Source organism: Paenibacillus camelliae (assembly GCF_023715345.1).
Taxonomy (GTDB): Bacteria; Bacillota; Bacilli; order Paenibacillales; family Paenibacillaceae; genus Pristimantibacillus; species Pristimantibacillus camelliae.
In genome coordinates this window covers 23,708-48,856 of sequence record NZ_JAMBNY010000019.1, presented here as the reverse complement: position 1 = coordinate 48,856, position 25,149 = coordinate 23,708, and the positions used below count along the sequence as shown (strand labels likewise).

Genomic DNA, 25,149 nt, shown 5'->3' with positions numbered 1-25,149 from the left:
TAGTCATACATGACGAAGGAGGGTTGCTCCTTGTTGGACGTGAACAACTTCGAGTATATGAAAATTGGTTTGGCATCGCCAGACAAGATTCGCTCATGGTCCCGCGGAGAGGTTAAGAAACCGGAAACCATCAATTACAGAACTTTAAAACCGGAAAAGGAAGGTCTTTTCTGTGAAAAGATTTTCGGACCAACTAAGGACTGGGAATGTCATTGTGGTAAATATAAACGTGTACGCTACAAAGGTGTAGTGTGTGATCGTTGTGGTGTTGAAGTAACACGCGCAAAAGTGCGTCGTGAGCGTATGGGTCACATTGAGCTTGCTGCTCCTGTATCTCATATTTGGTACTTCAAAGGTATTCCAAGCCGCATGGGTCTTGCACTAGACATGTCTCCTCGTTCTCTTGAAGAGATCATCTATTTTGCATCCTATGTTGTAACAGATCCAGGTGAAACTCCACTGGAGAAAAAACAGCTACTATCCGAGAAGGAATATCGTAGCTATCGTGAAAAATATGGCTACGGCTTCCAAGCAGGAATGGGTGCTGAAGCTGTTAAAAAATTGCTTCAAGATATCGATCTTGAACGCGAGCTCGAAACATTGAAGGAAGAGCTTCGCACAGCACAAGGACAACGTCGTAACCGTGCGATCAAACGTCTAGAGGTCGTTGAAGCATTCCGTAACTCTGGCAACAACCCAGAGTGGATGATTATGGATGTACTTCCTGTCATTCCACCGGAGCTTCGTCCAATGGTTCAATTGGATGGTGGACGCTTCGCTACATCGGATCTAAACGATCTTTACCGTCGTGTTATTAACCGTAATAACCGCTTGAAACGTCTATTAGATCTTGGTGCTCCAGACATTATCGTACAAAATGAAAAACGCATGCTTCAAGAAGCAGTGGATGCGTTGATTGACAATGGTCGTCGTGGTCGTCCAGTTACTGGACCTGGTAACCGTCCATTGAAATCACTTTCTCATATGCTTAAAGGTAAGCAAGGTCGTTTCCGTCAGAACCTACTAGGTAAACGTGTTGACTACTCTGGTCGTTCCGTTATCGTTGTAGGTCCTAACTTGAAAATGTACCAATGCGGTTTGCCTAAAGAAATGGCGCTTGAGCTGTTTAAGCCATTCGTCATGAAAGAGCTTGTGAATAAAGGTCTTGCGCATAACATTAAAAGCGCAAAACGCAAAGTAGAGCGCGTTAGTCCAGAGGTATGGGATGTGCTTGAGGAAGTAATCAAGGAGCATCCAGTTCTGCTTAACCGTGCCCCTACATTGCACAGACTAGGGATTCAAGCGTTCGAGCCGATTCTTGTTGAAGGCCGCGCGATTAAGCTTCATCCACTAGTATGTACAGCGTACAACGCGGACTTTGACGGTGACCAAATGGCCGTCCACGTTCCATTGTCTGCTGAAGCACAAGCAGAGGCGCGTATGCTAATGCTTGCGTCTGGTAACATCTTGAACCCTAAAGACGGTAAACCTGTTGTTACTCCGTCTCAGGATATGGTTCTTGGTTCTTACTATTTGACTATGGATAATAATGAAGCGAAGGGTAGCGGTTCGATCTTTGCTACGGTAAACGAAGCTGTATCTGCATACCAACGCGGTATCGTTTCTCTTCATGCTCGTATTGTTATTCCAGCAAAAGTATTGAACAAATCAAGCTTTACTGAAAAGCAAAACAATGCATTGCTTTGTACAACGGTCGGAAAAGTCATTTTCAATGAAATTTTCCCTTCTGAATTCCCGTATATCAATGAGGCTACTAAATCTAACTTGATTAACGGAATTCCTGATAAATACTTCGTTTTCGATAAAGGTGTAGATTTGTTATCGGTGCTTAATGAATTGCCAATCGCTCCAGCTGTTGGTAAGGATTACCTAGGCTCCATTATTGCGGAATGCTTCCGTAAATATCACACTACGAAAACTTCGGTTATCCTTGACGAGATCAAGCAGCTTGGTTTCACTTACTCTACAAAGGCTGGTATTACGATCGGTGTTGCCGACGTTATCATCCCAGAAGAGAAGAAAGAAATTATGCGTGCATCTGAGGAAAAAGTTCAAGTCGTGATGAATCAATACCGTCGTGGTTTGATTACGAACGAGGAGCGCTATGACCGTATTATTAGCATTTGGAGTAAATGTAAGGATGATGTTACAGATATCCTGATGAGATCGATGGATCGCTACAACAACATTATGCTTATGGTTGACTCTAAAGCCCGCGGTAACAAATCTCAGATTACACAGCTTGGCGGTATGCGTGGTTTGATGGCCAACCCGTCTGGTCGTATTATCGAGTTGCCGATCAAATCTAACTTCCGTGAAGGTCTTACAGTCCTAGAGTACTTTATCTCGACGCATGGTGCGCGTAAAGGTCTTGCCGATACAGCACTACGTACAGCCGATTCTGGTTACTTGACTCGTCGTCTTGTTGACGTTGCTCAGGACGTAATCGTTCGTGAAGAGGATTGCGGCACAGATAAAGGCTTTACCGTTAGCAAAATCCAAGACGGTAAAGAGGTTATCGAGGATCTATTCGACCGTATCGAAGGTCGTTATTCCTTCGAAACTGTTCGTCATCCACAAACAGGAGAGGTTCTTGTTAATCGCAATGAACTAATCGATGCAGATAAAGCGGAGGAAATTGTTGCTGCAGGTGTAGAAAAGCTGCAAATCCGCTCTGTTCTTAGCTGCCGTGCTCGTCACGGTGTATGTAAAGTGTGCTATGGCCGTAACTTGGCTACAGGTAAGCATGTTGAGATTGGTGAAGCGGTTGGTATTATCGCTGCTCAATCCATCGGTGAGCCGGGTACACAGCTGACGATGCGTACGTTCCATACAGGGGGCGTAGCCGGAGACGATATTACACAGGGTCTACCGCGTATCCAGGAGCTTTTCGAGGCGCGTAATCCGAAAGGTCAAGCGATTATCTCTGAGCTTGATGGTGTCGTGAAGAAAATTCACGAAGCGAAAGATCGCCGTGTAATCGAAATCCAAGGTGAAGCAGAATCGAAAGAATATGCGGTAACCTATGGTTCTCGTATCCGTGTCACAGAAGGCCAGCATATTGAAGCTGGGGATGAGTTAACTGACGGTTCCATCGACCCTAAAGAAATGCTTCGCATTAAAGGGGTTCGTGGTGTTCAAAACTACATCCTTCAAGAAGTACAACGCGTTTACCGTAACCAAGGGGTAGAAATTAACGATAAGCACGTTGAAGTAATGATCAAGCAAATGCTTCGTAAAATCCGTATCGTCTTGTCTGGAGATACGAGCCTATTGCCAGGTTCCTTCGTTGACATGCACGAATACGAAAGTGCGAATCTGGAAGCGATTCTTGCAGGTAAAGAGCCGGCTATCGCTAAGCCAGTGCTATTAGGTATTACGAAAGCATCACTTGAAACAGATTCCTTCCTATCTGCAGCATCGTTCCAGGAGACTACTCGTGTCCTTACAGATGCAGCGATCAAAGGTAAGGTTGACCAGCTTCTTGGTCTTAAGGAGAACGTTATTATCGGTAAGCTGATCCCTGCAGGTACAGGTATGCAGCGCTATCGCAATATTCGTTTCCAAGGGATGGAAGACGCGAACGACTCAGATCAAAATACTGACGAACAGCAAGAAGCATTAGCTGTCGAGTAACTTGGATATAAATTAAAACGACAAATTTCAAGCCTTAGTGGTGCGAGATTTGTCGTTTTTTTATTTAAGGCTTCTCATATTCGTATCCAGAGGTAATGAAGAATTTGTCTAAACAAACGTGTAGAAATAAAGAGTTTGTAAATATGAGTATAACGGAGTAAATGTTGGTACAAGCTTCAAGTATTAAGCGTTATAATATGTGTGTGAAGCTCGAGTCGAAGCGATCCTAACAAGGGATATCATATGCTTTACAGCTATTGAGTACATTCGAAAAAAATGTTTCAGAAAGCAACAAAGATAACTTGACACACTCTACCCGCAAATGATATTATATCTGAGTGCGCCTAGGAATCAGGCTTAAGAATTCTTACGCAAAATTATGATTCGCCTGGATCTGTGGGCTTGAATTTAGGGTGAAATGTCTACCAACATAAATGACATAATTATGGGAAGGGGGTGGCACAATTGCCAACAATTAACCAGCTAGTTCGTAAAGGACGTCAAGCGAAAGTAGTGAAATCTAAATCTCCAGCTTTGCATAGAGGTTATAACGCGTTGAAACGTGAGATTACTGAGCTTAACTCTCCACAAAAACGTGGTGTTTGTACTCGTGTAGGTACAATGACTCCGAAGAAGCCGAACTCCGCGCTTCGTAAATATGCCCGTGTACGTCTAACTAACCGTGTAGAGGTTACTGCGTACATTCCAGGTATCGGTCATAACCTTCAAGAGCACAGTGTAGTACTAATCCGTGGTGGCCGTGTTAAGGACTTACCGGGGGTACGTTACCACATCGTTCGTGGTGCGCTAGATACTGCAGGTGTGAACAACCGTATGCAAGCTCGTTCTAAATACGGTACGAAACGTCCTAAAGCTAAAAAATAATCGTACGCTCATAAAGAGCAACGTCAAACCAACAACCAACAACTAATAACAATATTGATGAAAGGGGGACTTCTAAATGCCACGCAAAGGTCCTGTTACTAAACGCGATGTGCTACCAGATCCGTTGTATAACTCTAAACTGGTAACACGCTTGATTAACCGTATTATGATCGACGGTAAAAGAGGCGTTGCGCAAACAATTTTGTATGATGCATTCAAATTGGTTCAAGAACGTACTGGAAATGATCCAATGGAAGTTTTTGAAGCAGCTATGAAGAACATCATGCCTGTACTTGAAGTTAAAGCTCGTCGTGTAGGTGGTGCGAACTATCAAGTACCTATCGAAGTTAAACCAGAACGCCGTACGGCACTAGCACTTCGCTGGTTGGTTAACTACTCCCGCAACCGCGGTGAGAAAACGATGGAAGAGCGTCTTGCTGCAGAAATCATCGATGCTTCCAATAACACTGGTGCATCTGTGAAAAAACGTGAAGACACTCACAAAATGGCGGAAGCTAACAAAGCATTCGCACACTACCGCTGGTAGAATTAAGAGAATTGAAAGGAGAAAATCACTGTGGGTAAAAGAGAATTCTCCTTGGAAAATACACGTAACATCGGTATCATGGCGCATATCGATGCGGGTAAAACGACTACTACCGAGCGTATCCTTTTCTTCACTGGTCGTAATCACAAGATCGGTGAAACTCATGAAGGTACTGCTACAATGGACTGGATGGAGCAAGAGCAAGAGCGTGGTATCACAATCACATCTGCTGCGACAACAGCTCAATGGAAAGGTCACCGCATCAACATCATTGATACTCCAGGTCACGTAGACTTCACAGTTGAAGTTGAACGTTCCCTACGCGTATTGGACGGGGCTGTAGGCGTATTTAGTGCAAAAGAAGGCGTTGAGCCGCAATCTGAAACTGTATGGCGTCAAGCTGATAAATACAACGTACCTCGTATTGCGTATGTTAACAAAATGGATATTATCGGTGCAGATTTCTTGAACGTAGTCAAGGATATGCGTGATCGTCTACAGGCTAATGCGGTTGCGATTCAAGTACCAATGGGTGCTGAATCTGACTTTATCGGCGTAATCGACATCATTGATCGTGTAGCTTACACGTACAACGATGATAAAGGTACTGATGCAGTTGCTGGTGAAGTACCTGCTGAGTATGCTGATCAAGTTGAAGAGCTTCGCAATGAGCTTATTGAAAAAGTTGCAGAACTTGACGAAGATCTAATGATGAAATATCTTGAAGGTGAAGAGATTTCTATTCCAGAAATCAAAGCCGCTCTTCGTAAAGGCGTAACTGAAACTAAAATATTCCCTGTTGTTGCTGGTTCTTCATACCGTAACAAAGGGGTTCAACCAATGCTAGATGCGGTTGTAGCATATCTACCTTCACCGGTTGATATCCCTGCAATCAAAGGTACACTTGAAGATGGTACTGAAACGTCTCGTCCTTCTTCTGATAGTGAGCCATTCTCAGCGCTAGCTTTCAAAATTATGACTGACCCTTATGTTGGCCGTTTGACGTTCTTCCGCGTATACTCTGGTGTTCTTACATCCGGTTCTTACGTATTGAACTCTACAAAAGGTAAACGTGAGCGTATCGGTCGTATCTTGCAAATGCATGCGAACCACCGTGAGGAAATCCAAGAGGTATTCTCTGGTGATATCGCTGCTGCTGTAGGCTTGAAAGATACAACAACAGGGGATACACTATGTGATGAGAAGAATGCAGTTATTCTTGAATCCATGAACTTCCCTGACCCAGTAATTCAGATCGCAATTGAGCCTAAAACAAAGGCTGACCAAGATAAACTTGGTGTTGCGATTTCTAAACTTGCTGAAGAGGATCCAACTTTCCGCGCTTACACTGACGAAGAAACTGGTCAAACAATTATCGCTGGTATGGGTGAGCTTCACCTAGACGTTCTTGTAGACCGTATGCGTCGTGAGTTTAAGGTAGAAACAAATGTTGGTGCTCCACAGGTTGCTTACCGTGAAACATTCCGCGCTGCTGCGAAGGTTGAAGGTAAGTTCGTTCGTCAGTCTGGTGGTAAAGGTCAATTCGGTCATTGCTGGGTTGAATTTGAACCACTTGAGGCAGGTAGTGGATTCGTATTCGAAAGCAAAATCGTCGGTGGTGCGATTCCTCGTGAATACATCGCTCCGATCCAAGCTGGTATCGAAGAATCCATGAAAAATGGTGTGGTTGCAGGCTATCCACTTGTTGATATTAAAGCAACAGTTGTAGATGGTTCATACCATGACGTTGACTCCTCTGAGATGGCGTTCAAAATTGCAGGTTCTCTAGCGCTTAAAGCTGCTAAAGATAAATGTAATCCGGTTATTCTTGAGCCTATCATGAAGGTTGAAGTTACAGTTCCTGAAGAATACTTCGGTGATGTAATGGGTATGATCAGCTCTCGTCGTGGACGTATTGAAGGTTCAGATAGTCGTGGAGGCGCTCAAATTATCCGTGCTAAAGTACCTTTGTCCGAGATGTTTGGTTACTCCACAACTCTTCGTTCCGGTACTCAAGGACGCGGTGTGTTCGCAATGGAGCTTTCTCACTACGAAGAGGTTCCAAGATCTATTGCTGAAGCAATTATTGCTAAGCATAAAGGCGAATAATTCAAATATTTGATTTTGGCCGAATTTAGATATAAAATAGTCTAAACTCGGCCTACACATAAATATAAATTAAGATACATTGAGGAGGATTAAGTTCAATGGCAAAAGCTAAATTTGAACGTACTAAACCACACGTTAATATTGGTACTATCGGTCACGTTGACCATGGTAAAACAACTCTAACTGCTGCAATCACTACTGTTCTTTCTGTAAGAAACGGTGGCGCAGCTATGGGCTATGACCAAATCGATAAAGCTCCAGAAGAGCGCGAGCGCGGTATCACAATCTCTACTTCTCACGTTGAGTATGAGACTGCTAACCGTCACTACGCACACGTTGACTGCCCAGGTCACGCCGACTACGTTAAAAACATGATCACTGGTGCTGCTCAAATGGACGGCGCGATCCTAGTAGTTTCTGCTGCTGACGGTCCAATGCCACAAACTCGTGAGCACATCCTTCTTTCTCGTCAAGTAGGTGTTCCTTACATCGTAGTATTCTTGAACAAATGTGACATGGTTGAAGACGAAGAGCTTCTTGAGCTTGTTGAAATGGAAGTTCGCGATCTTCTTTCTGAGTATGAGTTCCCTGGTGATGATACTCCAATCATCCGTGGTTCTGCTCGTGAAGCTCTTCAAGATCCTAACGGCCAATGGGCTGACAAAGTTGTTGAGCTATTCGAACAAATCGACTCTTACATCCCAACTCCAGAGCGTGCTACTGACAAGCCATTCCTAATGCCTGTCGAGGACGTATTCACAATCACTGGTCGTGGTACAGTTGCTACTGGCCGTGTTGAGCGTGGCGAAATCAAAGTTGGTGACGAAGTTGAAATTATCGGTCTACAAGAAGAAGTTCGCAAGTCTGTAGTAACAGGCGTTGAGATGTTCCGTAAATTGCTTGACTATGCTCAAGCTGGTGATAACATCGGTGCTCTTCTTCGTGGTGTTGATCGTAAAGACATCGAGCGTGGTCAAGTTCTAGCTAAACCAGGTTCTGTTAAACAACACACAAAATTTACAGCTTCTATCTACGTTCTAACTAAAGAAGAAGGTGGCCGTCATAAGCCTTTCTTCACTGGTTACCGTCCACAGTTCTACTTCCGTACAACTGACGTAACTGGTATCATCAACCTTCCAGAAGGTTCTGAAATGGTTATGCCTGGTGACAACATCACTGTAACTGTTGAATTGATCGCTCCAATCGCGGTTGAAGAAGGTACTCGCTTCTCTATCCGTGAAGGTGGTCGTACAGTAGGTGCAGGTGCGGTTGCATCCATCGAAGCTTAATAATTGCGCAGCATAAGCTGCTCAAAGCTCCCAGTTTACTGGGAGCTTTTTTTATTGATTATACATAAATATTTTCCTTATCAATTTAATGTGTTGACGCGAAACTGCGTTAATATTAAGATGATGTAAAGTAGCTTATCCTATATTGTTCGAGAGGGGTCAACTAATGAAGAAGAAAAGTTTATTTGTTACATTATTAGCAACAATGATGCTGCTAATGACAGCTTGTGGGGAAGGCAATACGAATACAAATAAGAACAGCAACAGCAATACTGGGGAAGAGGCTTCGGGTAAAAAGTATAAAGTAGCAATTTCGCAGTTTGTTGAGCATCCATCACTAGACGCTGTTAAAGATGGTATAATCGCAGCATTAGCAGATGGCGGCATTAAAGAAGGCGAAAATCTTGAAATTGACTATCAAAACGCTCAGGCTGACTTTAATAACTTACAGCCTATCTCGCAAAAGATTAAAGATGGAAAACCAGATGTAGCGGTAGGTATTGCAACACCAAGCGCATCTGCACTTGTAGATGAAATTACAGATTCACCGGTTGTATTTGCAGCGGTAACAGATCCAATTGATGCGAAACTAGTTCCTTCATTAGAGGCATCTGGTAGTAATGTAACAGGGGCTTCGGATTCTAACCCTGATGCTATTCATCAATTGATGGATTTCATTGCAGCTGAGTTTACTGAAGTGAAGAAAGTTGGTATCGTAATTAATAAAGGTGAGCCTAATGCTGTCGTTATGGCGGATACTGCGAAAGCACGCTTAGCAGAGCATAACATTGAGCTGATTGAAGCGGCGATCGCGAATAGCTCAGACATTCCGCAAGCAGCTCAATCTCTTGTTGGTCAAGTCGATGCATTGTATGTAACGCTAGATAATACGGTTGTTGAAGCGATTGATATTATTCTAGATGTTGCACATAAGCATGATCTTCCGCTGTTCACTTCTGATCGTGACACAGTAGAGGCTGGCGCATTTGCAACAGTTGGTTTTAAATATTATGATCACGGCTATGAAGTCGGTGAAATGCTGCTTGAAATCTTAAAAGACGGTAAAAATCCTGGGGATATGAATATCCGCAAACCAGAAAATCTTGATTTTATTCTTAACGTAGGTGTTGCCGAAGAAATGGGCATTACGGTTACAGATGAAATGAAAGCTTACGTAAAAGACCCAGCAACTAATATTCTTGAATAGTATAGAACTTACAAGTATTTGCAGGGATCAGGATGTGCTGATCCCTTTTTTCATGAAAAACTAACTAGTAATAACATAAGTAGAATTGGAGGTAGATACATGTGCTGACTTCTTTGCTTGGTGCAGTAGAAAGCGGTTTATTGTATGCATTAATGGCACTTGGTGTTTATATCACCTATCGTGTGCTTGATTTTCCCGATTTGACCGTTGACGGAAGCTTTACCACAGGGGCGGCGATCGCTACTGTTTTGACACTTAACGGTACACCACCGGTCCTTTCATTAATATGTTCGTTTATCGGTGGAGCATTAGCAGGGCTTATGACAGGACTTCTTCATACGAAGGGTAAAATTAATGGGCTATTATCCGGAATTATTATGATGATTGCTTTATATTCTATTAACTTGAGAATTATGGGTAAACCTAACGTTTCACTTCGTGGTGAAGCAAACTTGTTTGATGGTGCTAATGTATTGCTCGTTGGATTAATTATTGCGGTTGGTGTGAAGCTGCTGCTTGACCTATTCTTCAAAACGAATGTAGGTCTAAGCCTGCGCGCTACTGGAGACAACAAGCGAATGATTCAAAGCTTCGGTGCAAACACTGATCGCACAACCATTATTGGTGTATCATTGTCCAATGCACTAGTTGCAACATCTGGTGGTTTGATCGCGTTTTCTACAAACCAAACTAATAACAACATGGGTGTCGGTATGATTGTTATCGGACTTGCATCTGTCATTATTGGTGAGGCCATCTTCGGTAAGTCTTCAATTTTCCGCACGACACTTGCTGTCGTGCTTGGTGCCATTGCATATCGCCTGATCTATGCGCTAGCACTTCGCGTGCCAGGTATGGATGCTCAGGATATGAAGCTGATTACAGCTATTATTATTGTAGGTGCACTCGTTATTCCGACGATAAGGTCGGCGATTCAGGATAAAAGTGTTTCGCGTAAACGAGCTGCTGAGGTCATTGAGAAAGTTGCCTCGAAGGGAGGCGTAAGTTAGATGCTGCATATTAAAGAGGTATCGAAATTATTTAATCCAGGGACGATTGATGAGAAGGTTGCTTTGCTTAAAGCGGACCTTCAGCTTAAGCAGGGTGATTTTGTTACGATCATCGGAAGTAACGGTGCGGGGAAATCTACGCTGATGAATATCATTTCTGGCGTTCTGAAGCCTGATATTGGAGTTGTCGAGATCGACGGTAATGATGTTAGTTCGTTGCCTGAGCATAAACGGAGTCAATGGATCGGTAGAGTATTTCAGGACCCTATGGCAGGAACAGCGCCGCGAATGACCATTGAGGAGAATTTGGCTGTTGCTTATAAGCGCGGTCAGTCGCGTGGTTTTTCTTTCGGTGTTACGAAGAAAACCAAAATGATCTTTAGAGAAGAGCTATCGAGACTAGGGATCGGTTTAGAAAATCGTATGAATGCGAAGGTTGGTCTACTCTCTGGTGGAGAGCGTCAAGCGTTAAGCTTGCTCATGGCAACCTTTACACGTCCGCAAATTTTATTGCTAGACGAGCATACAGCCGCTCTGGATCCAGCTCGAGCAGAGCTAGTTACAGATTTAACAGAAAAAATCGTTAAAGACTTAAATCTAACGACCTTGATGGTTACACATAATATGGAGCAAGCCATCCGCCTAGGTAATCGATTAATTATGATGGACAAGGGTCAGATTATTTTGCAGGTGAATGAGGATCGTAAAAGTGAGCTGACTGTTGAAAGATTGCTAGGTGAATTTGAGCAGATCAGCGGTAAGAAAATGGCAGACGATCGGGTCGTTCTCGGATAAAGCTTGCTAGATTAGACTTTATAGTGACAATATGATAAGGTAGATTAATAGGCATTTCATTCGCGCAGAATGAGGTGCCTATTTATATAGTGGAGTAGAAAGGAGGCTTGATGCGATGAAGCTCTAGTGTCTCTCACACAATGTGAGAGCGGAATCTATAGTCGAAAAAAGGCAATCGATTTTGATAAAAAGCACAGGGTATGAAAAGGAGACGATCATATGAGTAATCAAATCTTAGTTAACGTACGCGAAAAAAGCAGTCGTGCGCAATTAAAGCAGCTACGTAAAGCAGGTAGAATTCCTGCTGTAGTATTCGGAGCAGGGAGTGAGAATGCTACCATTGACGTTCCAAAAAAAGAGTATTTACAATGGTTGAAGACTGGCGGAGGTAGTGTTGTATATCTTCAAGTAAACAATGAAGATAAGGTTCCTGTCCTTTTGGAGGATATGCAGCGTCATCCAGTGACGGGTGAAGTGATTCATATCGACTTCTTGCGTGTAAACGCGAAAGAAGAGGTTCGTACACGCCTGCCAATTGTATTTACAGGAACTCCAATTGGTACAAAGGAAGGTGGCATTATTCAAACGGATAGCACATCCGTTGAAGTTACAGCACTTCCTCATTTGATTCCGGCTTCGCTGACAGTTGATATTAGTGGGATGAAAGTTAGCGATACGATTCAGGCAAGTGATCTTAAGCTGCCTGAAGGTGTTCAACTAACATCTTCACCGAACGAATATCTAGTCTCGATTGTAGCGTCCCAGGTAGCAGCGACGGTGGTTGATGGTGAAGAAGTAACTTCATAATCAAGCCTTCACATATATTAGAGGAAGTTAAAAAGCCCGACTTTGATGACGATGTCATGTGCTGTAGCATACTCGACGTCGAATATGGAGAGCTAGCGAAAACTCCGGTGCTCACGTACACAAGACGTACGCTGCGCTCCACGTTTTCTACTAGCTCTCCATCTTCTCGGTCCTGAAAGCCGAGCTTTTTAACCTATATTGGAAGAGGAAGTTAAAAAGCCCGACTTTGATGACGATGTCATGTGCTGTAGCATACTCGACGTCGAATATGGAGAGCTAGCGAAAACTCCGGTGCTCACGTACACAAGACGTACGCTGTGCTCCTCGTTTTCTACTAGCTCTCTATCTTCTTGGTCCTGAAAGCCGAGCTTTTTAACCTATATTGGAAGAGGAAGTTAAAAAGCCCGACTTTGATGACGATGTTTTGCGTTGTAGCTTACTCGGCATCGAAGATAGCATTCATCGGGAGCCTGCGGTGCTCACGTACACAAAACGTACGCTGTGCTCCTCGTTCCCTAGCTTCATGCTATCTTCTCGGTCCTGAAAGCCGAACTTTTTAACCTATATTGGAAGAGGTAGTTAAAAAGTTCAGCTATGATGACGATGTCGGGCGCTGTAGCTTATTCGGCATCGGATCTAGCATTCATCGGTTTGAACAATATCAACAGCCAAAAGCGGCAAATGCAGTCAATGCATTTGCCGCTTTTTATTTTTTTAATCCATCTATTTACAATACCAATGTTATAGTGTACTATGTAACTAATACACAGATACACAATATTGGATAGGAGTGAAAAGCGATATGTCACATCAACAGGATGTAGTTCTTCAACTAGACAAAGTAACGAAGAAGATCGGAAAGCAAACGATCGTTGATCAACTGAGCTTTGAAGTGAAGAAAGGTGAGATCGTCGGCCTGCTGGGTCCTAATGGAGCAGGAAAAACGACAACGATTCGCATGATCGTTGGTCTAATTGGAATGACCAGCGGAGAGGTGCTAATTAACGGACAGAGTATACGCAGCAGCTTCTCAAAAGCTATTGCTCGTGTTGGTGCCATTGTAGAGAACCCGGAATTTTATTCGTATATGACCGGCTGGGATAACTTAAAGCAATACCAACGCATGATTCCATCGATAACAGTAGAGCGAATGAAGCAGGTCGTTGACGTTGTCGGTCTAACAGATGCTATGAATAAAAAGGTAAAGTCATATTCATTAGGGATGAGACAGCGCTTAGGCATTGCACAGGCACTCATGCATTCGCCAAGCATTTTAATATTGGATGAGCCGACCAATGGTCTAGATCCTGCAGGTATCCGTGAAATGCGGGATTACTTAAAAACAATCGCACAGCAGGAAGGAATAGCGGTACTTGTATCTAGTCATCTATTATCTGAGATTGAACTGATGTGTAGCCGAGTCGTTGTTATTCAGCAAGGTAAGTTCGTGCATGAACAGCTGATTGGCGGTGCACAGATACAGCAAGATGGCAACGAAGAGTTCAATGTACTCGTTAGAGTAAACCAATTAGAACAGGCGAAGCAGCTGCTTGTCGGCCGCGAGGAACTTCAATTCATTCAAGCGAATGAATTAACGAATGAACTGGAGATTCGTTGTAAGGACGAGGCACTTGCTAATTATATTCATGAGCTGAGTGCTCACCGGATTTCGGTATACCGGGTCGTAGAAGTAAAACGCTCGTTAGAGGATGAGTTCTTAACGTGGACTGGAGGGAATCAGATTGTATAGTTTCTTACAATTAACAACAAATGAATGGTTAAAGCTAGCTAAAAAGAGAGGTTTTTTCATAGCTTTTCTAATTATCCTTTTAATGCCGCTAGGCATTGCAGTTGTCGTAAAAAGCTTTCTAGAGGGAACAGAGCTCGGATATGTTGAGTTTATGCAATCTGTCATAGACATTAATGGTGGCGGAACACTCTATCTGTTCCTTTGCATGATCTATACAGCAAGCTTGGTATCGGGAGAACATCAGCTTGGAACGATTAAACTGCTGCTTATTCGTCCGCATTCTCGAAGTAAAATTCTTGCTTCTAAATATGCAGCATTGCTGGTATTTAATATTGTACTTCTATTGTTTGCGTTAATTGTTAGCTTTATTATCTGCATAGTGTTCTTTGGTATGCAGGGTGAAGGCAGTATGATCGATGTTTGGAAAACGGTTCTGTACACCTCCGTAAATACTGTGATGTATACCTCCATTGTCTTTATGCTGAGTGTACTAACGAAATCAACAGGCGCAACGATCGGAATTGCACTCTGTCTTGTATTCGTATCAGATCTTGCTGTCTTGCTGCTAGCTAAATACGAATTTGCGAAATATCTTCTATTTTTCAACCTAGATTTGCGCATGTACGAAGAAGGCGGTGTGCCTTTAATGAAGGGGATGACACTCGGGTTTTCTATTACCGTACTGGCGGCGTATCTCATCGCAATATTAGCGACATCATTCTATGTATTCAAAAAACGCGATGTGGCATAGTTAGGCAAAGCAATGAAACATAGAAAGGGGTGTAAGGCTGGATGATTGAATTTGATAATAACTTACCGATCTATATGCAAATTATGAGCTATCTTAAAAAGCAGATTATCGTTGGAAAGCTAAAGCCTAGCGATAAAATTCCTTCCGTACGAGAGTTAGCCTCTGAGCTGCAAATAAATCCGAATACGGTACAGCGTACATTCTCAGAGCTGGAGAGAGAAGGCATTGTAGAGACGAGACGCGGGCTTGGACGATATGTAACAAGTGAGGAGTCGATCATTATGGGAATTAAAAAGGAAATGGCAGGAGAGCTGATCGAACATTTTATTCAAGGCATGCAGGAGCTGGGCTTTGCCAGTAATGAAATCATCTCAATCGTTAGCGATGCAGTGGAGAGCAAAGGGGAAGAGCGAGGTGACAATCCATGAGTGTAGTTCTTGAGGTGAAGGATATTCATAAGAGCTACTGGAGAAAAACTGCACTAAGCGATGTTAGCTTCACGATCGAACGTGGTAAAGTCATTGGGCTATTAGGTAGTAACGGAAGTGGTAAGACAACACTAATGAAGCTCATCGCGGGATTGACACATCCGACAAGCGGTTCGATTAAAGTAGGCGGTGCGACGGTCGGTCATGATACGAAGCGTATTGTCTCTTATATGCCAGACATTCCACTGACGGAGGGCTGGATGAAGGTAAAGGATGCAGTTTCGTTTTATCGTGACTTCTATGCTGATTTTGACCATGCGAAAGCACACGAGATGATATCCTTTATGAGGCTGAATGAACAGGATCGAGTAAGCAGCCTTTCCAAGGGGATGCAGGAGAGATTACAGCTAACGTTAGCACTTTCGCGTAATGCAAGCCTGTACTTGCTGGATGAGCCAATAGGCGGTGTAGATCCGGTTGCACGTGGTAAAATACTAGACGCACTCGTTGAGTACTATAACCCAGAAAGCAGCATTATTCTTACGACGCACCTTTTGACGGATATCGAACGAATCTTTGATGAAGTAATCATGCTAAAGCAAGGTAAGCTGATTCTTCAGGAAGATGTTGAGACCATTCGAATGAAACGTGGTAAAAGTGTCGACGAGTTGTTTAAGGAGGTGTACGCAGAATGCTAAAGCTTCTTAAATACAACTGGAAGATGAACAGTCTTAGCTTGTACATTGTTTTGGTGTCATCGGTTCTCTTGTATGCACTCTTAGTCATCGGTAAATATAAATGGGGCTGGATGGATGAACTAGTGTTCGTTGGTGGTGTTGTCGTTTCATCACTAAGCAGCTTAATCCTTCTTGTAATGACGAGTCTCAGCTATAAACATCAATTGAGCAGCTATCATCGAAGATTGCTTCCGTTATCGCAGCTAGAAGAAATTGCTTCTATATTATTGCTTGGTGTTGTATATATGCTGCTTGCTGCGACGCTTACGTTTGCATTCTTCGCAGTGCTAGACGTTAATTTCAATTCTGCAGAAGTAAATAAGGCAATGGAAATTTTGCTGCAGCCAAAGCCATTAATAAGTAGTATTTTATTCGCATTATGGAATACCATTACGCTATTAGCTCTAATTATGCTATCGATGGCGACGACTTACTCCTTCCGTGGTAAGTATCGCGCATGGATTGGTGTTATTGTGTTTGTTGGCTTTAGCTTGGCTGTCGATTACATCACAAACTTAGTTGTAGGACCATCCTATGATCAGTACTTCGCATTCATTAAGTTCGGTAGCTATGAAGCCGACATTTCACTAAGCGAAAGCTTGCCAGTCGATTGGTTTCACTTCTGGTCAGTGCCGATGCTCATCGCTGCGCTGGCGTTAGTGCTCAAGCTAGCGGTTACTCACTATCTAATGAAGAAACGTATTCAGCTTTAATCGTAGCTTCTGATTAAACAGTCTTAGCTCATGTGCTAAGACTGTTTTTATTTGGCACATGACAAATAAAAGATGTTTCATTATAATTGTTTAGGTGTTCGAAAGTATCGGAAATTAGGCCAGAAAATCAGTTGTAAAACAACGTATAAATTTAGTTGCAATCAAATGCCCACTCGTGTATAATATTGACTGTTGGTCTGACGTTGCGTTGATGTAAGAGGTTGCCGACACACCCGGCCCCTTTGCCATGGGGAGTGTGTAGGGTTTTCTTACGGAGTATGTCCGATTAAAAAATTGGGCGATAGAAGGAGGGACTTTAAATGGCAAAGCAAAAGATTCGTATTCGCTTGAAAGCATACGATCATAGAATTCTTGATCAGTCCGCAGAGAAAATTGTGGAAACTGCAAAACGTTCCGGTGCAGGTGTATCCGGACCGATTCCGTTGCCAACGGAAAAGCAAATCGTCACTATTTTGCGTGCGGTGCACAAATACAAGGATTCTCGCGAGCAATTCGAACAACGCACTCATAAGCGCTTGATCGATATCGTGAATCCAACGCCGCAGACAGTTGATGCTTTGATGCGTCTGGATCTACCATCCGGTGTAGATATCGAAATCAAACTGTAAGATGATTCAATGTGATTATAGAGAGGAAACGAGGTGTCAACATGAAAGGTATCTTAGGTAAAAAACTTGGTATGACTCAAGTGTTTACTCCTGAGGGCAATGTTATTCCAGTAACAGTTATCGAAGCTGGACCATGCGTAGTGCTTCAGAAGAAAGACTTGGAAAACGACGGCTACGAAGCGGTTCAACTAGGATTTGCTGACAAAAAAGAAAGCAGATCAAACAAACCAGCTGTAGGCCATGCTAAGAAAGCTAACACTACTCCTAAGCGCTACGTTCGCGAAATTCGCGGAATTAATCTTAGCGAGTATGAGGTTGGCCAAACAGTTGCTGCTGACTTGTTCGCTCAAGGTGAATTTGTTGACGTAACAGGTATTTCAAAAGGTAAAGGTTTCGCGGGTGTTATCAAACGTTGGGGACAACGCACTGGTCCTAACACTCACGGTTCTCGTTACCATCGTGGCCCTGGTTCTATGGGTTCTATCCAAGCGAACCGTGTACCGAAAGGCAAACGCCTTCCAGGACATATGGGTACAGAAACAGTTACAATCCAAAAACTTGAAGTTATCCGCGTAGACGCTGAGCGTAACGTGCTTCTAGTTAAAGGCTCTATCCCAGGTCCTAAAAATGGATTCGTTAATATTAAACAATCAGTTAAAAGCTAATTGTCTTTGAAGAAAGGAGGAACAAGAAATGCCTAAAGTAACAGTATTCAACGTGAGCGGTGCACAGGTTGGTGAACTAGAACTAGCTGATAGCGTGTTCGGTATCGAACCTAATGCTCATGTTATGCACAGTGCTGTCCTTTTGCAAAACGCTGCTGAGCGTCAAGGAACGCACAAAACAAAAGGACGCTCCGAAGTACGTGGCGGTGGACGTAAGCCTTGGAAACAAAAAGGTACAGGTCGCGCTCGTCAAGGTAGCATCCGTTCTCCACAATGGGTTGGTGGTGGTACAGTATTTGGCCCAACACCTCGCTCTTATGGATTTAAGCTTCCTAAGAAAGTTCGTCGTCTTGCGATCAAATCTGCACTTTCTTCTAAAGTAATTGCAGAGAACATTATCGTATTGGATCAACTAGCATTCGCTGCTCCAAAAACGAAGGAATTCGCAAGCTTGCTTAACAATCTTAAAGTAGATCGCAAAGCTTTGGTTGTTACAGCTAACTATGAGGATAACGTTGCATTGTCTGCGCGCAATATCCCTGGTGTGAAATTCATCGCTGCTGATGGCATCAATGTTCGTGATGTACTTGTACATGATAAATTGATTATCACTAAAGAAGCGGTAGAGAAAGTACAGGAGGTGCTTGCGTAATGAAAAATCCTCGCGATATCATCAAGCGCCCGGTTATTACGGAACGTACGAGCGATTACATGGCTGCTAAACGTTATGTTTTTGAAGTAGACCTACGCGCGAACAAAACCGAAATCAAATCCGCGATCGAAGCGATTTTTAACGTGAAAGTAACTAGCGTTAACACAATGCGTGTTGCTGGTAAACCAAAACGTTACGGTCGTTACAGCGGCTACAGACCTAATTGGAAAAAAGCAATCGTTCAATTGAGCGAAGATAGCAAAGAGCTAGAATTCTTTGAAACGTCAGTCTAGTAAAGGAGGGAACATAAGTGTCAATCAGAAAGTATAAACCGACCTCTCCTGCACGTCGTAACATGAGTGTTTCTACATTCGAAGAAATTACGACAAGCACTCCGGAGAAATCGTTGCTTGCGCCGCTTTTCAAAAAAGCTGGACGTAACAACCAAGGTAAAATTACAGTTCGTCACCACGGTGGTGGACATAAGCGTAAATACCGTATTATCGACTTCAAACGTATTAAAGATGGCGTAATCGGTAAAGTTGCAACAATCGAGTACGATCCAAACCGTACTTCCAATATTGCATTGATCCACTATGTGGACGGCGCAAAAGCTTACATTATTGCACCGAAAGGTCTTAAAGTAGGCGATCAAATTCAATCTGGTCCAGATGCGGATATCAAGATCGGTAATGCTTTACCACTTGTTAATATCCCAGTTGGTACAGTAATCCACAACATTGAGTTGAAACCAGGTAAAGGCGGACAATTGGTTCGTGCTGCTGGTACAGAAGCTCAATTGCTTGGTAAAGAAGGCAACTATGTAACGGTTCGTCTTAACTCAGGCGAAGTACGCCATATCCTTAACACTTGCCGTGCAACAATCGGTTCAGTAGGTAATGGTGACCACGAGCTTATCAAAATTGGTAAAGCTGGTCGTTCTCGCTGGTTAGGTAAGCGTCCAGAAGTTCGCGGGGTAGTAATGAACCCTAACGATCACCCTCACGGTGGTGGTGAAGGTAAAGCTCCGATCGGCCGTAAATCTCCAGTGTCTCCTTGGGGCAAACCGACACTTGGATACAAAACACGCAAGAAGAAAAAAGCATCAAGCCAATATATTGTTCGTGGACGTACGAAGTAATCGTTGCTTGATACAAGCCGCATAATCTAAATTATGCAAAGCTCTTACGTGAAGGGAGGATCTCACATGGGTCGCAGTTTGAAAAAAGGTCCATTTATTGATGGTTACCTTTTGAAAAAAGTCGAGGAATTGAATGAAGCGAACAAAAAGACTGTTGTTAAAACATGGTCTCGCCGTTCTACAATTTTCCCACAATTCATCGGTCACACTTTTGCAGTGTATGATGGTCGTAAACATGTTCCGGTATATGTGACAGAAGATATGGTTGGTCACAAGCTTGGTGAATTTGCACCGACACGTACGTACAAAGGTCATGCCGCTGATGACAAAAAAACAGGCAGACGTTAATTGCCTATTCACTTTCTAATGAATGAGAGGAGGTTCCATCATGGCAGAAGCAAAAGCACACGCACGTTTCGTACGTATTGCTCCTCGTAAAGCTCAACTGGTAGCGGACCTGATTCGTGGTAAACAAGTTGGCGAAGCAATCGCGATTCTGCGTCACACGCCAAAAGCTGCTTCCCCAATTTTGGAGAAGTTGTTGAACTCTGCAATTGCTAACGCTGAGCATAACAATGGGCTTGACGTTAACAATTTGGTTGTATCGCAAGTATATGCGAACCAAGGACCAACTATGAAACGTTTCCGCCCACGTGCAATGGGTCGTGCAAGCAGAATTAATAAGAGAACCAGCCACATCACTTTGGTCGTATCAGAAAAATAAGGAGGGATAACGAGTGGGTCAAAAGGTAAATCCAATCGGTCTACGCGTCGGGATTATCCGTGATTGGGAATCCAAATGGTACGCTGAAAAAGACTTCGGCGATCTTCTACTTGAAGACGTGAAAATTCGTGAATACCTTAAGAACAAGCTGAAAGATGCAGCAGTTTCCCATATCGAAATCGAGCGTGCGGCTAACCGCGTTAACGTGACGATTCATACTGCTAAGCCAGGTATGGTTATCGGTAAAGGTGGAGCTGAAGTTGAAAATCTTCGTGTTCAACTAGGTAAAATCGCTGACAAAAAGAAAGTTCATATCAATATTGCTGAAATTAAACAAGCAGATCTTGATGCTATTCTAGTAGCAGAAAGCATTGCTCAACAATTAGAGCGTCGTGTTTCTTTCCGTCGTGCTCTAAAACAAGCTATCCAACGTTCTATGCGTGCGGGTGCTAAAGGAATCAAAACTTCAGTTTCTGGTCGTCTTGGCGGCGCTGAGATTGCTCGTACTGAAGGATATAGTGAAGGTACTGTTCCACTTCATACACTTCGTGCTGATATCGACTATGGTACAGCTGAAGCACATACGACTTATGGTCGTCTTGGTGTAAAAGTATGGATCTATCGTGGTGAAGTCCTTCCTACTAAGAAGAAAGCTCCACAGGAAGGAGGCAACTAATCATGTTGGTACCTAAGCGTGTAAAACATCGTAAACAACAACGTGGTCACATGAAAGGTCGTGCAAAAGGCGGTACTACTGTAGCATTCGGCGAGTACGGCTTACAAGCACTAGAACCATCATGGGTTACTAACCGTCAGATCGAAGCGGCTCGTATCGCGATGACACGTTACATCAAACGTGGCGGTAAAGTATGGATCAAAATTTTCCCAGATAAACCAATCACTCAAAAGCCTCTTGAAGTGCGTATGGGTAGCGGTAAAGGTAACGTAGAGAAATGGGTAGCTGTTGTTAAGCCAGGCAAAGTTATGTTTGAGCTTGCAGGCGTATCCGAAGAAGTAGCTCGCGAAGCAATGCGTCTTGCTGCTCACAAGTTGCCTGTTAAATGTAAGTTTGTGAAACGAGAAGAAGTGGGTGGTGAAGCAAATGAAGGCTAGTGAATTTCGCAACTTAACCTCTGCTGAAATCGAACAACAAATCGCTGGTTTCAAAGAAGAGCTGTTCAACCTTCGTTTCCAATTGGCAACAGGTCAACTGGACAATCCAACTCGTATTCGTGACGTGCGTAAAGAAATTGCTCGCGCTAAAACCGTTCTACGTGAAAGAGAACTTGGAATAACCAGCTAATCATTGTTGATAGTGATGAATCTGATCACGGTCAGGAAGGAGGCCAAACATGAGCGAACGCAATGCCCGTAAAGTAGAAATCGGCAAAGTGGTAAGTGACAAAATGGACAAAACAATCGTTGTTGCTGTTGAAACATACAAAAAACATGATTTGTACCATAAACGTATTAAATATACGAAAAAATACAAAGCACATGATGAGAACAATACTGCTAAAATCGGCGATGTTGTAAAAATCATGGAGACTCGTCCACTATCTAAAGACAAGCGCTTCAGACTGGTCGAAGTTATTGAAGAAGCTGTCATTCTTTAATGAACGTTGTGCTTTACATGTTTTGGTGAAAGGAGGACGTTAAAATGATTCAAGCATTTAGTCGACTTAAAGTTGCCGACAACTCTGGTGCAAGAGAATTGATGTGTATCCGCGTGCTAGGTGGTACGAACCGCCGTACAGCTGCAATTGGTGATGTCATTGTATGTTCTGTTAAACAAGCAACACCAGGGGGAGTTGTCAAGAAAGGTGATGTAGTTAGAGCTGTTATCGTTCGTACGAAACGTTCTGTACGCCGTAAAGATGGTTCATACATCTCTTTTGATGAAAATGCAGCAGTTGTAGTTAAAGATGATAAGAGCCCACGTGGAACTCGTATTTTTGGACCAGTTGCTCGTGAACTTCGTGATAAAGATTTCATGAAAATCGTATCATTGGCTCCGGAAGTAATCTAAGCTCCAAACAATATAACCCTGAAAGCAGAAGCGAGCAGGAGGTGTAATAAATGCCAAAAGTGAAAAAGTTGTTGGAATCTCATAACAACAAGCTACATGTCAAGAAAGACGATACAGTTATCGTAATTTCTGGTAAAGACAAAGGTAAGAAAGGTCGCGTGATCGCAGCTTACCCACGTGAAAACCGTGTGCTTGTTGAAGGTGTAAACATCGTGAAGAAGCACGCTCGCCCATCTCAAGCGAACCCGCAAGGTGGAATTATCGAGCAGGAAGCTCCAATTCACGCATCAAACGTCATGCACGTTGATCCAAAGAGCGGAAAAGTAACTCGTATTGGATACAAAGTGCTTGATAACGGCAAAAAAGTGCGGATCGCTAAGCGTTCCGGTGCACAGATTGACTAATCGCAAAAGTAGGAAAGGAGGTCTATGATCTATGACAGCTAGACTGAAAAGTCGCTTTCTTAATGAAATTACTCCTGCTCTAATGCAGAAGTTTAACTATACTTCAGTGATGCAAGTACCTAAAATTGAAAAAGTTGTTATCAACATCGGTATGGGTGAAGCTGTATCGAATTCAAAAGTACTTGACGTTGCACTTGAAGAGCTACAAATTATTTCTGGTCAAAAACCAGTTGTTACACGCGCTAAAAAATCTATCGCAGGATTTAAATTGCGTGAAAACATGCCGATCGGGGTTAAAGTTACACTACGCGGCGAGCGTATGTATCATTTCCTAGACAAATTGTTCAATATCTCTTTACCTCGCGTACGTGACTTCCAAGGTGTTTCTACTAAAGCATTTGATGGCCGCGGTAACTACACACTTGGTTTGAAAGAGCAACTTATCTTCCCTGAGATTGAGTACGATAAAGTTGACAAAACACGTGGTATGGATATCGTCATCGTCACGACGGCAAAAACAGACGAAGAATCTCGTGAATTGCTATCTCAAATGGGTATGCCGTTTGCGAAGTAATCCACTACTAGGAGGTGTAATACCGAGTGGCAAAAACTTCGATGAAAGTGAAACAACAACGCGCACCTAAGTTCAAAGTTCGTGCTTATACACGCTGTGAGCGTTGTGGTCGTCCGCATTCTGTTTTGCAAAAGTTTAAAATTTGCCGGATTTGTTTCCGCGAGTTAGCATACAAGGGCCAGATTCCTGGCGTTAAAAAAGCAAGCTGGTAATCAGCCTAGTTCGGGAAGGAGGTTCACACTAATGGTTATGTCTGATCCGATTGCAGATATGTTGACACGCATTCGCAATGCGAATGTTGTTCGTCACGAAACTGTAGAAATGCCCGCTTCAAAAGTGAAAAAAGAAATCGCTGAAATCTTGAAGCGTGAAGGATTTATCCGTGATGCAGAGTACATCGAGGATAACAAACAAGGTATGATTCGTATTTTCTTGAAATACGGAGCTAACCAAGAGCGTGTTATCACTGGTTTGAAACGTATTTCTAAACCAGGACTACGCGTTTACACAAAATCTAACGAAATTCCACGCGTACTTGGTGGACTTGGAATTGCAATTATCTCCACGTCCAAAGGTGTAATGACAGACAAAGAAGCTCGTGCAGCAAAAGCTGGCGGCGAAGTAGTCTGCTACGTATGGTAAGATACAAGTAACGAAGACAGGAGGTGTAACGATGTCCCGTATCGGTCGTAAAGTGATTCCAGTTCCAGCAGGTGTTGCTGTTACTTTGGATAACTCGGTTATTACAATTAAAGGACCTAAAGGTACGCTAACACGCACGCTTCATAGCGATATGATCGTAAACGTAGCAGAAACTGAAATTTCTGTTGAGCGTCCTTCTGATAATAAAACTCATCGTTCTCTACATGGAACGACTCGTACAGTTATTGCGAACATGGTTACAGGTGTTACTGAAGGCTATAAGAAAAATCTTGAGCTTGTAGGTGTAGGTTACCGTGTTAACAAAACAGGCGAGAAAATTACATTGAACGTTGGTTACTCTCACCCGGTTGAATTCACTCCAGAAAAAGGTATTGAATTCGAGGTTGTTGGTACAACTAAACTTACTGTTCACGGTATTGATAAAGAGCGCGTTGGGCAGATCGCTGCTGAAATTCGCCAAGTACGTCTTCCTGAGCCATATAAAGGTAAAGGTATTAAGTACGAAGGTGAGCGCATCATCCGTAAAGAAGGTAAAGCCGGTAAGAAGAAATAAGCTACTCGCTTAATCTTGCGTCTTAAGGCAAAGGAAAGGAGTGTACCTGCATGATTACTAAAGGTGATAAGAACAAAGCACGTCTGAAAAGACGTTTCCGCGTTCGTAAGAAAATCAACGGCACAGCTGCTCGTCCACGTTTGTCTGTGTTCCGTTCTTCTAAGCACATTTATGCTCAACTAATCGATGATGTAGCTGGTGTGACAATCGTGTCCGCTTCTACTAAAGATAAAGAGCTTGCGTCTTCAATTGGCAACGGCGGTAATGTTGAATCTGCTGCTAAGGTTGGCGATCTAATTGCTAAACGTGCGGTAGAAAAAGGTGTTTCTGAAGTAGTATTTGACCGTGGTGGATACCTATATCACGGAAGAATTCAAGCACTAGCTGATGCAGCTCGCGAAGCTGGCTTGAAATTCTAATCAATCAATAA

At 43.1% G+C, this 25,149-nt stretch carries 32 protein-coding genes; all 32 read left to right on the top strand.

What is annotated here, in order from left to right; all coding sequences use genetic code 11:
• Positions 1-30 precede the first annotated feature (30 nt).
• The 32 genes from rpoC to rplR all read left to right on the top strand — a co-directional run bounded on the left by rpoC (position 31) and on the right by rplR (position 25,138).
• Entirely contained in the window at positions 31-3,657 is a 3,627-nt protein-coding gene (gene rpoC / locus M3180_RS20380; protein WP_251670928.1) for a DNA-directed RNA polymerase subunit beta', read from the top strand.
• Positions 3,658-4,122: 465 nt separating this feature from the next.
• Complete coding sequence (rpsL, locus tag M3180_RS20375) at positions 4,123-4,542, top strand: 30S ribosomal protein S12 (protein WP_251670926.1); 420 nt, start codon at positions 4,123-4,125, stop codon at positions 4,540-4,542.
• A 76-nt stretch (positions 4,543-4,618) separates the two neighbouring features.
• Positions 4,619-5,089 carry a 30S ribosomal protein S7 gene (gene rpsG / locus M3180_RS20370; RefSeq protein ID WP_251670924.1) on the top strand — a complete coding sequence of 157 codons (471 nt, stop codon included), beginning with the start codon at positions 4,619-4,621 and terminating at the stop codon, positions 5,087-5,089.
• Between the two features lie 30 nt (positions 5,090-5,119).
• Positions 5,120-7,198 carry an elongation factor G gene (gene fusA / locus M3180_RS20365; RefSeq protein WP_349774500.1) on the top strand — a complete coding sequence of 693 codons (2,079 nt, stop codon included), beginning with the start codon at positions 5,120-5,122 and terminating at the stop codon, positions 7,196-7,198.
• A gap of 98 nt (positions 7,199-7,296) precedes the next feature.
• On the top strand, positions 7,297-8,487 hold the full coding sequence (gene tuf / locus M3180_RS20360; protein ID WP_251670922.1) for an elongation factor Tu: 1,191 nt from the start codon (positions 7,297-7,299) through the stop codon (positions 8,485-8,487).
• A 166-nt stretch (positions 8,488-8,653) separates the two neighbouring features.
• The gene (locus M3180_RS20355) at positions 8,654-9,694 is read left to right on the top strand and encodes an ABC transporter substrate-binding protein (protein ID WP_251670920.1); all 1,041 of its coding nucleotides are present in this window, start codon (positions 8,654-8,656) and stop codon (positions 9,692-9,694) included.
• A gap of 101 nt (positions 9,695-9,795) precedes the next feature.
• Entirely contained in the window at positions 9,796-10,704 is a 909-nt protein-coding gene (locus M3180_RS20350) for an ABC transporter permease (protein ID WP_251670918.1), read from the top strand.
• Positions 10,705-11,499, top strand: coding sequence for an ABC transporter ATP-binding protein (locus M3180_RS20345; protein WP_251670916.1), 795 nt, complete (start codon positions 10,705-10,707; stop codon positions 11,497-11,499). It abuts the gene before it with no gap.
• 219 nt (positions 11,500-11,718) lie between these two features.
• A complete protein-coding gene (locus M3180_RS20340) occupies positions 11,719-12,306 on the top strand; it encodes a 50S ribosomal protein L25 (protein WP_251670914.1) in 588 nt (195 codons plus the stop codon).
• An 802-nt stretch (positions 12,307-13,108) separates the two neighbouring features.
• On the top strand, positions 13,109-14,056 hold the full coding sequence (locus tag M3180_RS20335; protein ID WP_251670912.1) for an ABC transporter ATP-binding protein: 948 nt from the start codon (positions 13,109-13,111) through the stop codon (positions 14,054-14,056).
• Positions 14,049-14,807 (top strand): ABC transporter permease, encoded by a 759-nt coding sequence (locus M3180_RS20330; RefSeq protein WP_251670910.1) that lies wholly within the window; start codon positions 14,049-14,051, stop codon positions 14,805-14,807. The genes M3180_RS20335 and M3180_RS20330 overlap by 8 nt, the downstream gene beginning before the upstream one ends.
• Before the next feature lie 41 nt (positions 14,808-14,848).
• Entirely contained in the window at positions 14,849-15,235 is a 387-nt protein-coding gene (locus tag M3180_RS20325; protein WP_251670909.1) for a GntR family transcriptional regulator, read from the top strand.
• Positions 15,232-15,933: an ABC transporter ATP-binding protein gene (locus tag M3180_RS20320; protein WP_251670906.1), complete on the top strand. Its 702-nt coding sequence runs from the start codon at positions 15,232-15,234 to the stop codon at positions 15,931-15,933. Before M3180_RS20325 ends, M3180_RS20320 begins: the two co-directional genes overlap by 4 nt.
• Positions 15,927-16,685: a hypothetical protein gene (locus tag M3180_RS20315; RefSeq protein WP_251670905.1), complete on the top strand. Its 759-nt coding sequence runs from the start codon at positions 15,927-15,929 to the stop codon at positions 16,683-16,685. Before M3180_RS20320 ends, M3180_RS20315 begins: the two co-directional genes overlap by 7 nt.
• A 320-nt stretch (positions 16,686-17,005) precedes the next feature.
• Positions 17,006-17,314: a 30S ribosomal protein S10 gene (gene rpsJ, locus M3180_RS20310; protein ID WP_251670904.1), complete on the top strand. Its 309-nt coding sequence runs from the start codon at positions 17,006-17,008 to the stop codon at positions 17,312-17,314.
• A gap of 41 nt (positions 17,315-17,355) precedes the next feature.
• Positions 17,356-17,979: a 50S ribosomal protein L3 gene (gene rplC, locus M3180_RS20305; RefSeq protein ID WP_251670903.1), complete on the top strand. Its 624-nt coding sequence runs from the start codon at positions 17,356-17,358 to the stop codon at positions 17,977-17,979.
• Between the two features lie 28 nt (positions 17,980-18,007).
• Entirely contained in the window at positions 18,008-18,631 is a 624-nt protein-coding gene (gene rplD / locus M3180_RS20300; RefSeq protein ID WP_251670902.1) for a 50S ribosomal protein L4, read from the top strand.
• Positions 18,631-18,924, top strand: a complete 294-nt coding sequence (rplW, locus tag M3180_RS20295) for a 50S ribosomal protein L23 (RefSeq protein WP_251670901.1) — start codon at positions 18,631-18,633, stop codon at positions 18,922-18,924. The genes rplD and rplW overlap by 1 nt, the downstream gene beginning before the upstream one ends.
• A gap of 17 nt (positions 18,925-18,941) precedes the next feature.
• On the top strand, positions 18,942-19,772 hold the full coding sequence (rplB, locus tag M3180_RS20290; protein WP_251670900.1) for a 50S ribosomal protein L2: 831 nt from the start codon (positions 18,942-18,944) through the stop codon (positions 19,770-19,772).
• Between the two features lie 66 nt (positions 19,773-19,838).
• Positions 19,839-20,120, top strand: coding sequence for a 30S ribosomal protein S19 (rpsS, locus tag M3180_RS20285; RefSeq protein WP_251670899.1), 282 nt, complete (start codon positions 19,839-19,841; stop codon positions 20,118-20,120).
• Between the two features lie 40 nt (positions 20,121-20,160).
• On the top strand, positions 20,161-20,496 hold the full coding sequence (rplV, locus tag M3180_RS20280) for a 50S ribosomal protein L22 (protein WP_251670897.1): 336 nt from the start codon (positions 20,161-20,163) through the stop codon (positions 20,494-20,496).
• Between the two features lie 13 nt (positions 20,497-20,509).
• Positions 20,510-21,172, top strand: a complete 663-nt coding sequence (rpsC, locus tag M3180_RS20275; RefSeq protein ID WP_251670895.1) for a 30S ribosomal protein S3 — start codon at positions 20,510-20,512, stop codon at positions 21,170-21,172.
• 2 nt (positions 21,173-21,174) lie between these two features.
• Complete coding sequence (rplP, locus tag M3180_RS20270) at positions 21,175-21,609, top strand: 50S ribosomal protein L16 (protein ID WP_251670893.1); 435 nt, start codon at positions 21,175-21,177, stop codon at positions 21,607-21,609.
• Complete coding sequence (rpmC, locus tag M3180_RS20265) at positions 21,599-21,799, top strand: 50S ribosomal protein L29 (protein WP_251670891.1); 201 nt, start codon at positions 21,599-21,601, stop codon at positions 21,797-21,799. The genes rplP and rpmC overlap by 11 nt, the downstream gene beginning before the upstream one ends.
• 49 nt (positions 21,800-21,848) lie before the next feature.
• Complete coding sequence (gene rpsQ, locus M3180_RS20260) at positions 21,849-22,112, top strand: 30S ribosomal protein S17 (protein ID WP_251670889.1); 264 nt, start codon at positions 21,849-21,851, stop codon at positions 22,110-22,112.
• A 44-nt stretch (positions 22,113-22,156) separates the two neighbouring features.
• Positions 22,157-22,525 carry a 50S ribosomal protein L14 gene (gene rplN, locus M3180_RS20255; protein WP_251670887.1) on the top strand — a complete coding sequence of 123 codons (369 nt, stop codon included), beginning with the start codon at positions 22,157-22,159 and terminating at the stop codon, positions 22,523-22,525.
• 50 nt (positions 22,526-22,575) lie between these two features.
• The gene (gene rplX, locus M3180_RS20250) at positions 22,576-22,929 is read left to right on the top strand and encodes a 50S ribosomal protein L24 (RefSeq protein ID WP_213520385.1); all 354 of its coding nucleotides are present in this window, start codon (positions 22,576-22,578) and stop codon (positions 22,927-22,929) included.
• Positions 22,930-22,960: 31 nt separating this feature from the next.
• Positions 22,961-23,503 (top strand): 50S ribosomal protein L5, encoded by a 543-nt coding sequence (gene rplE / locus M3180_RS20245; RefSeq protein WP_251670886.1) that lies wholly within the window; start codon positions 22,961-22,963, stop codon positions 23,501-23,503.
• 26 nt (positions 23,504-23,529) lie between these two features.
• A complete protein-coding gene (locus M3180_RS20240; protein ID WP_010348808.1) occupies positions 23,530-23,715 on the top strand; it encodes a type Z 30S ribosomal protein S14 in 186 nt (61 codons plus the stop codon).
• Between the two features lie 31 nt (positions 23,716-23,746).
• On the top strand, positions 23,747-24,145 hold the full coding sequence (rpsH, locus tag M3180_RS20235; RefSeq protein ID WP_251670883.1) for a 30S ribosomal protein S8: 399 nt from the start codon (positions 23,747-23,749) through the stop codon (positions 24,143-24,145).
• Positions 24,146-24,176: 31 nt separating this feature from the next.
• Positions 24,177-24,719 carry a 50S ribosomal protein L6 gene (rplF, locus tag M3180_RS20230; RefSeq protein WP_251670881.1) on the top strand — a complete coding sequence of 181 codons (543 nt, stop codon included), beginning with the start codon at positions 24,177-24,179 and terminating at the stop codon, positions 24,717-24,719.
• A 50-nt stretch (positions 24,720-24,769) separates the two neighbouring features.
• On the top strand, positions 24,770-25,138 hold the full coding sequence (gene rplR, locus M3180_RS20225; protein WP_251670879.1) for a 50S ribosomal protein L18: 369 nt from the start codon (positions 24,770-24,772) through the stop codon (positions 25,136-25,138).
• The last annotated feature ends 11 nt before the right edge of the window (positions 25,139-25,149 follow it).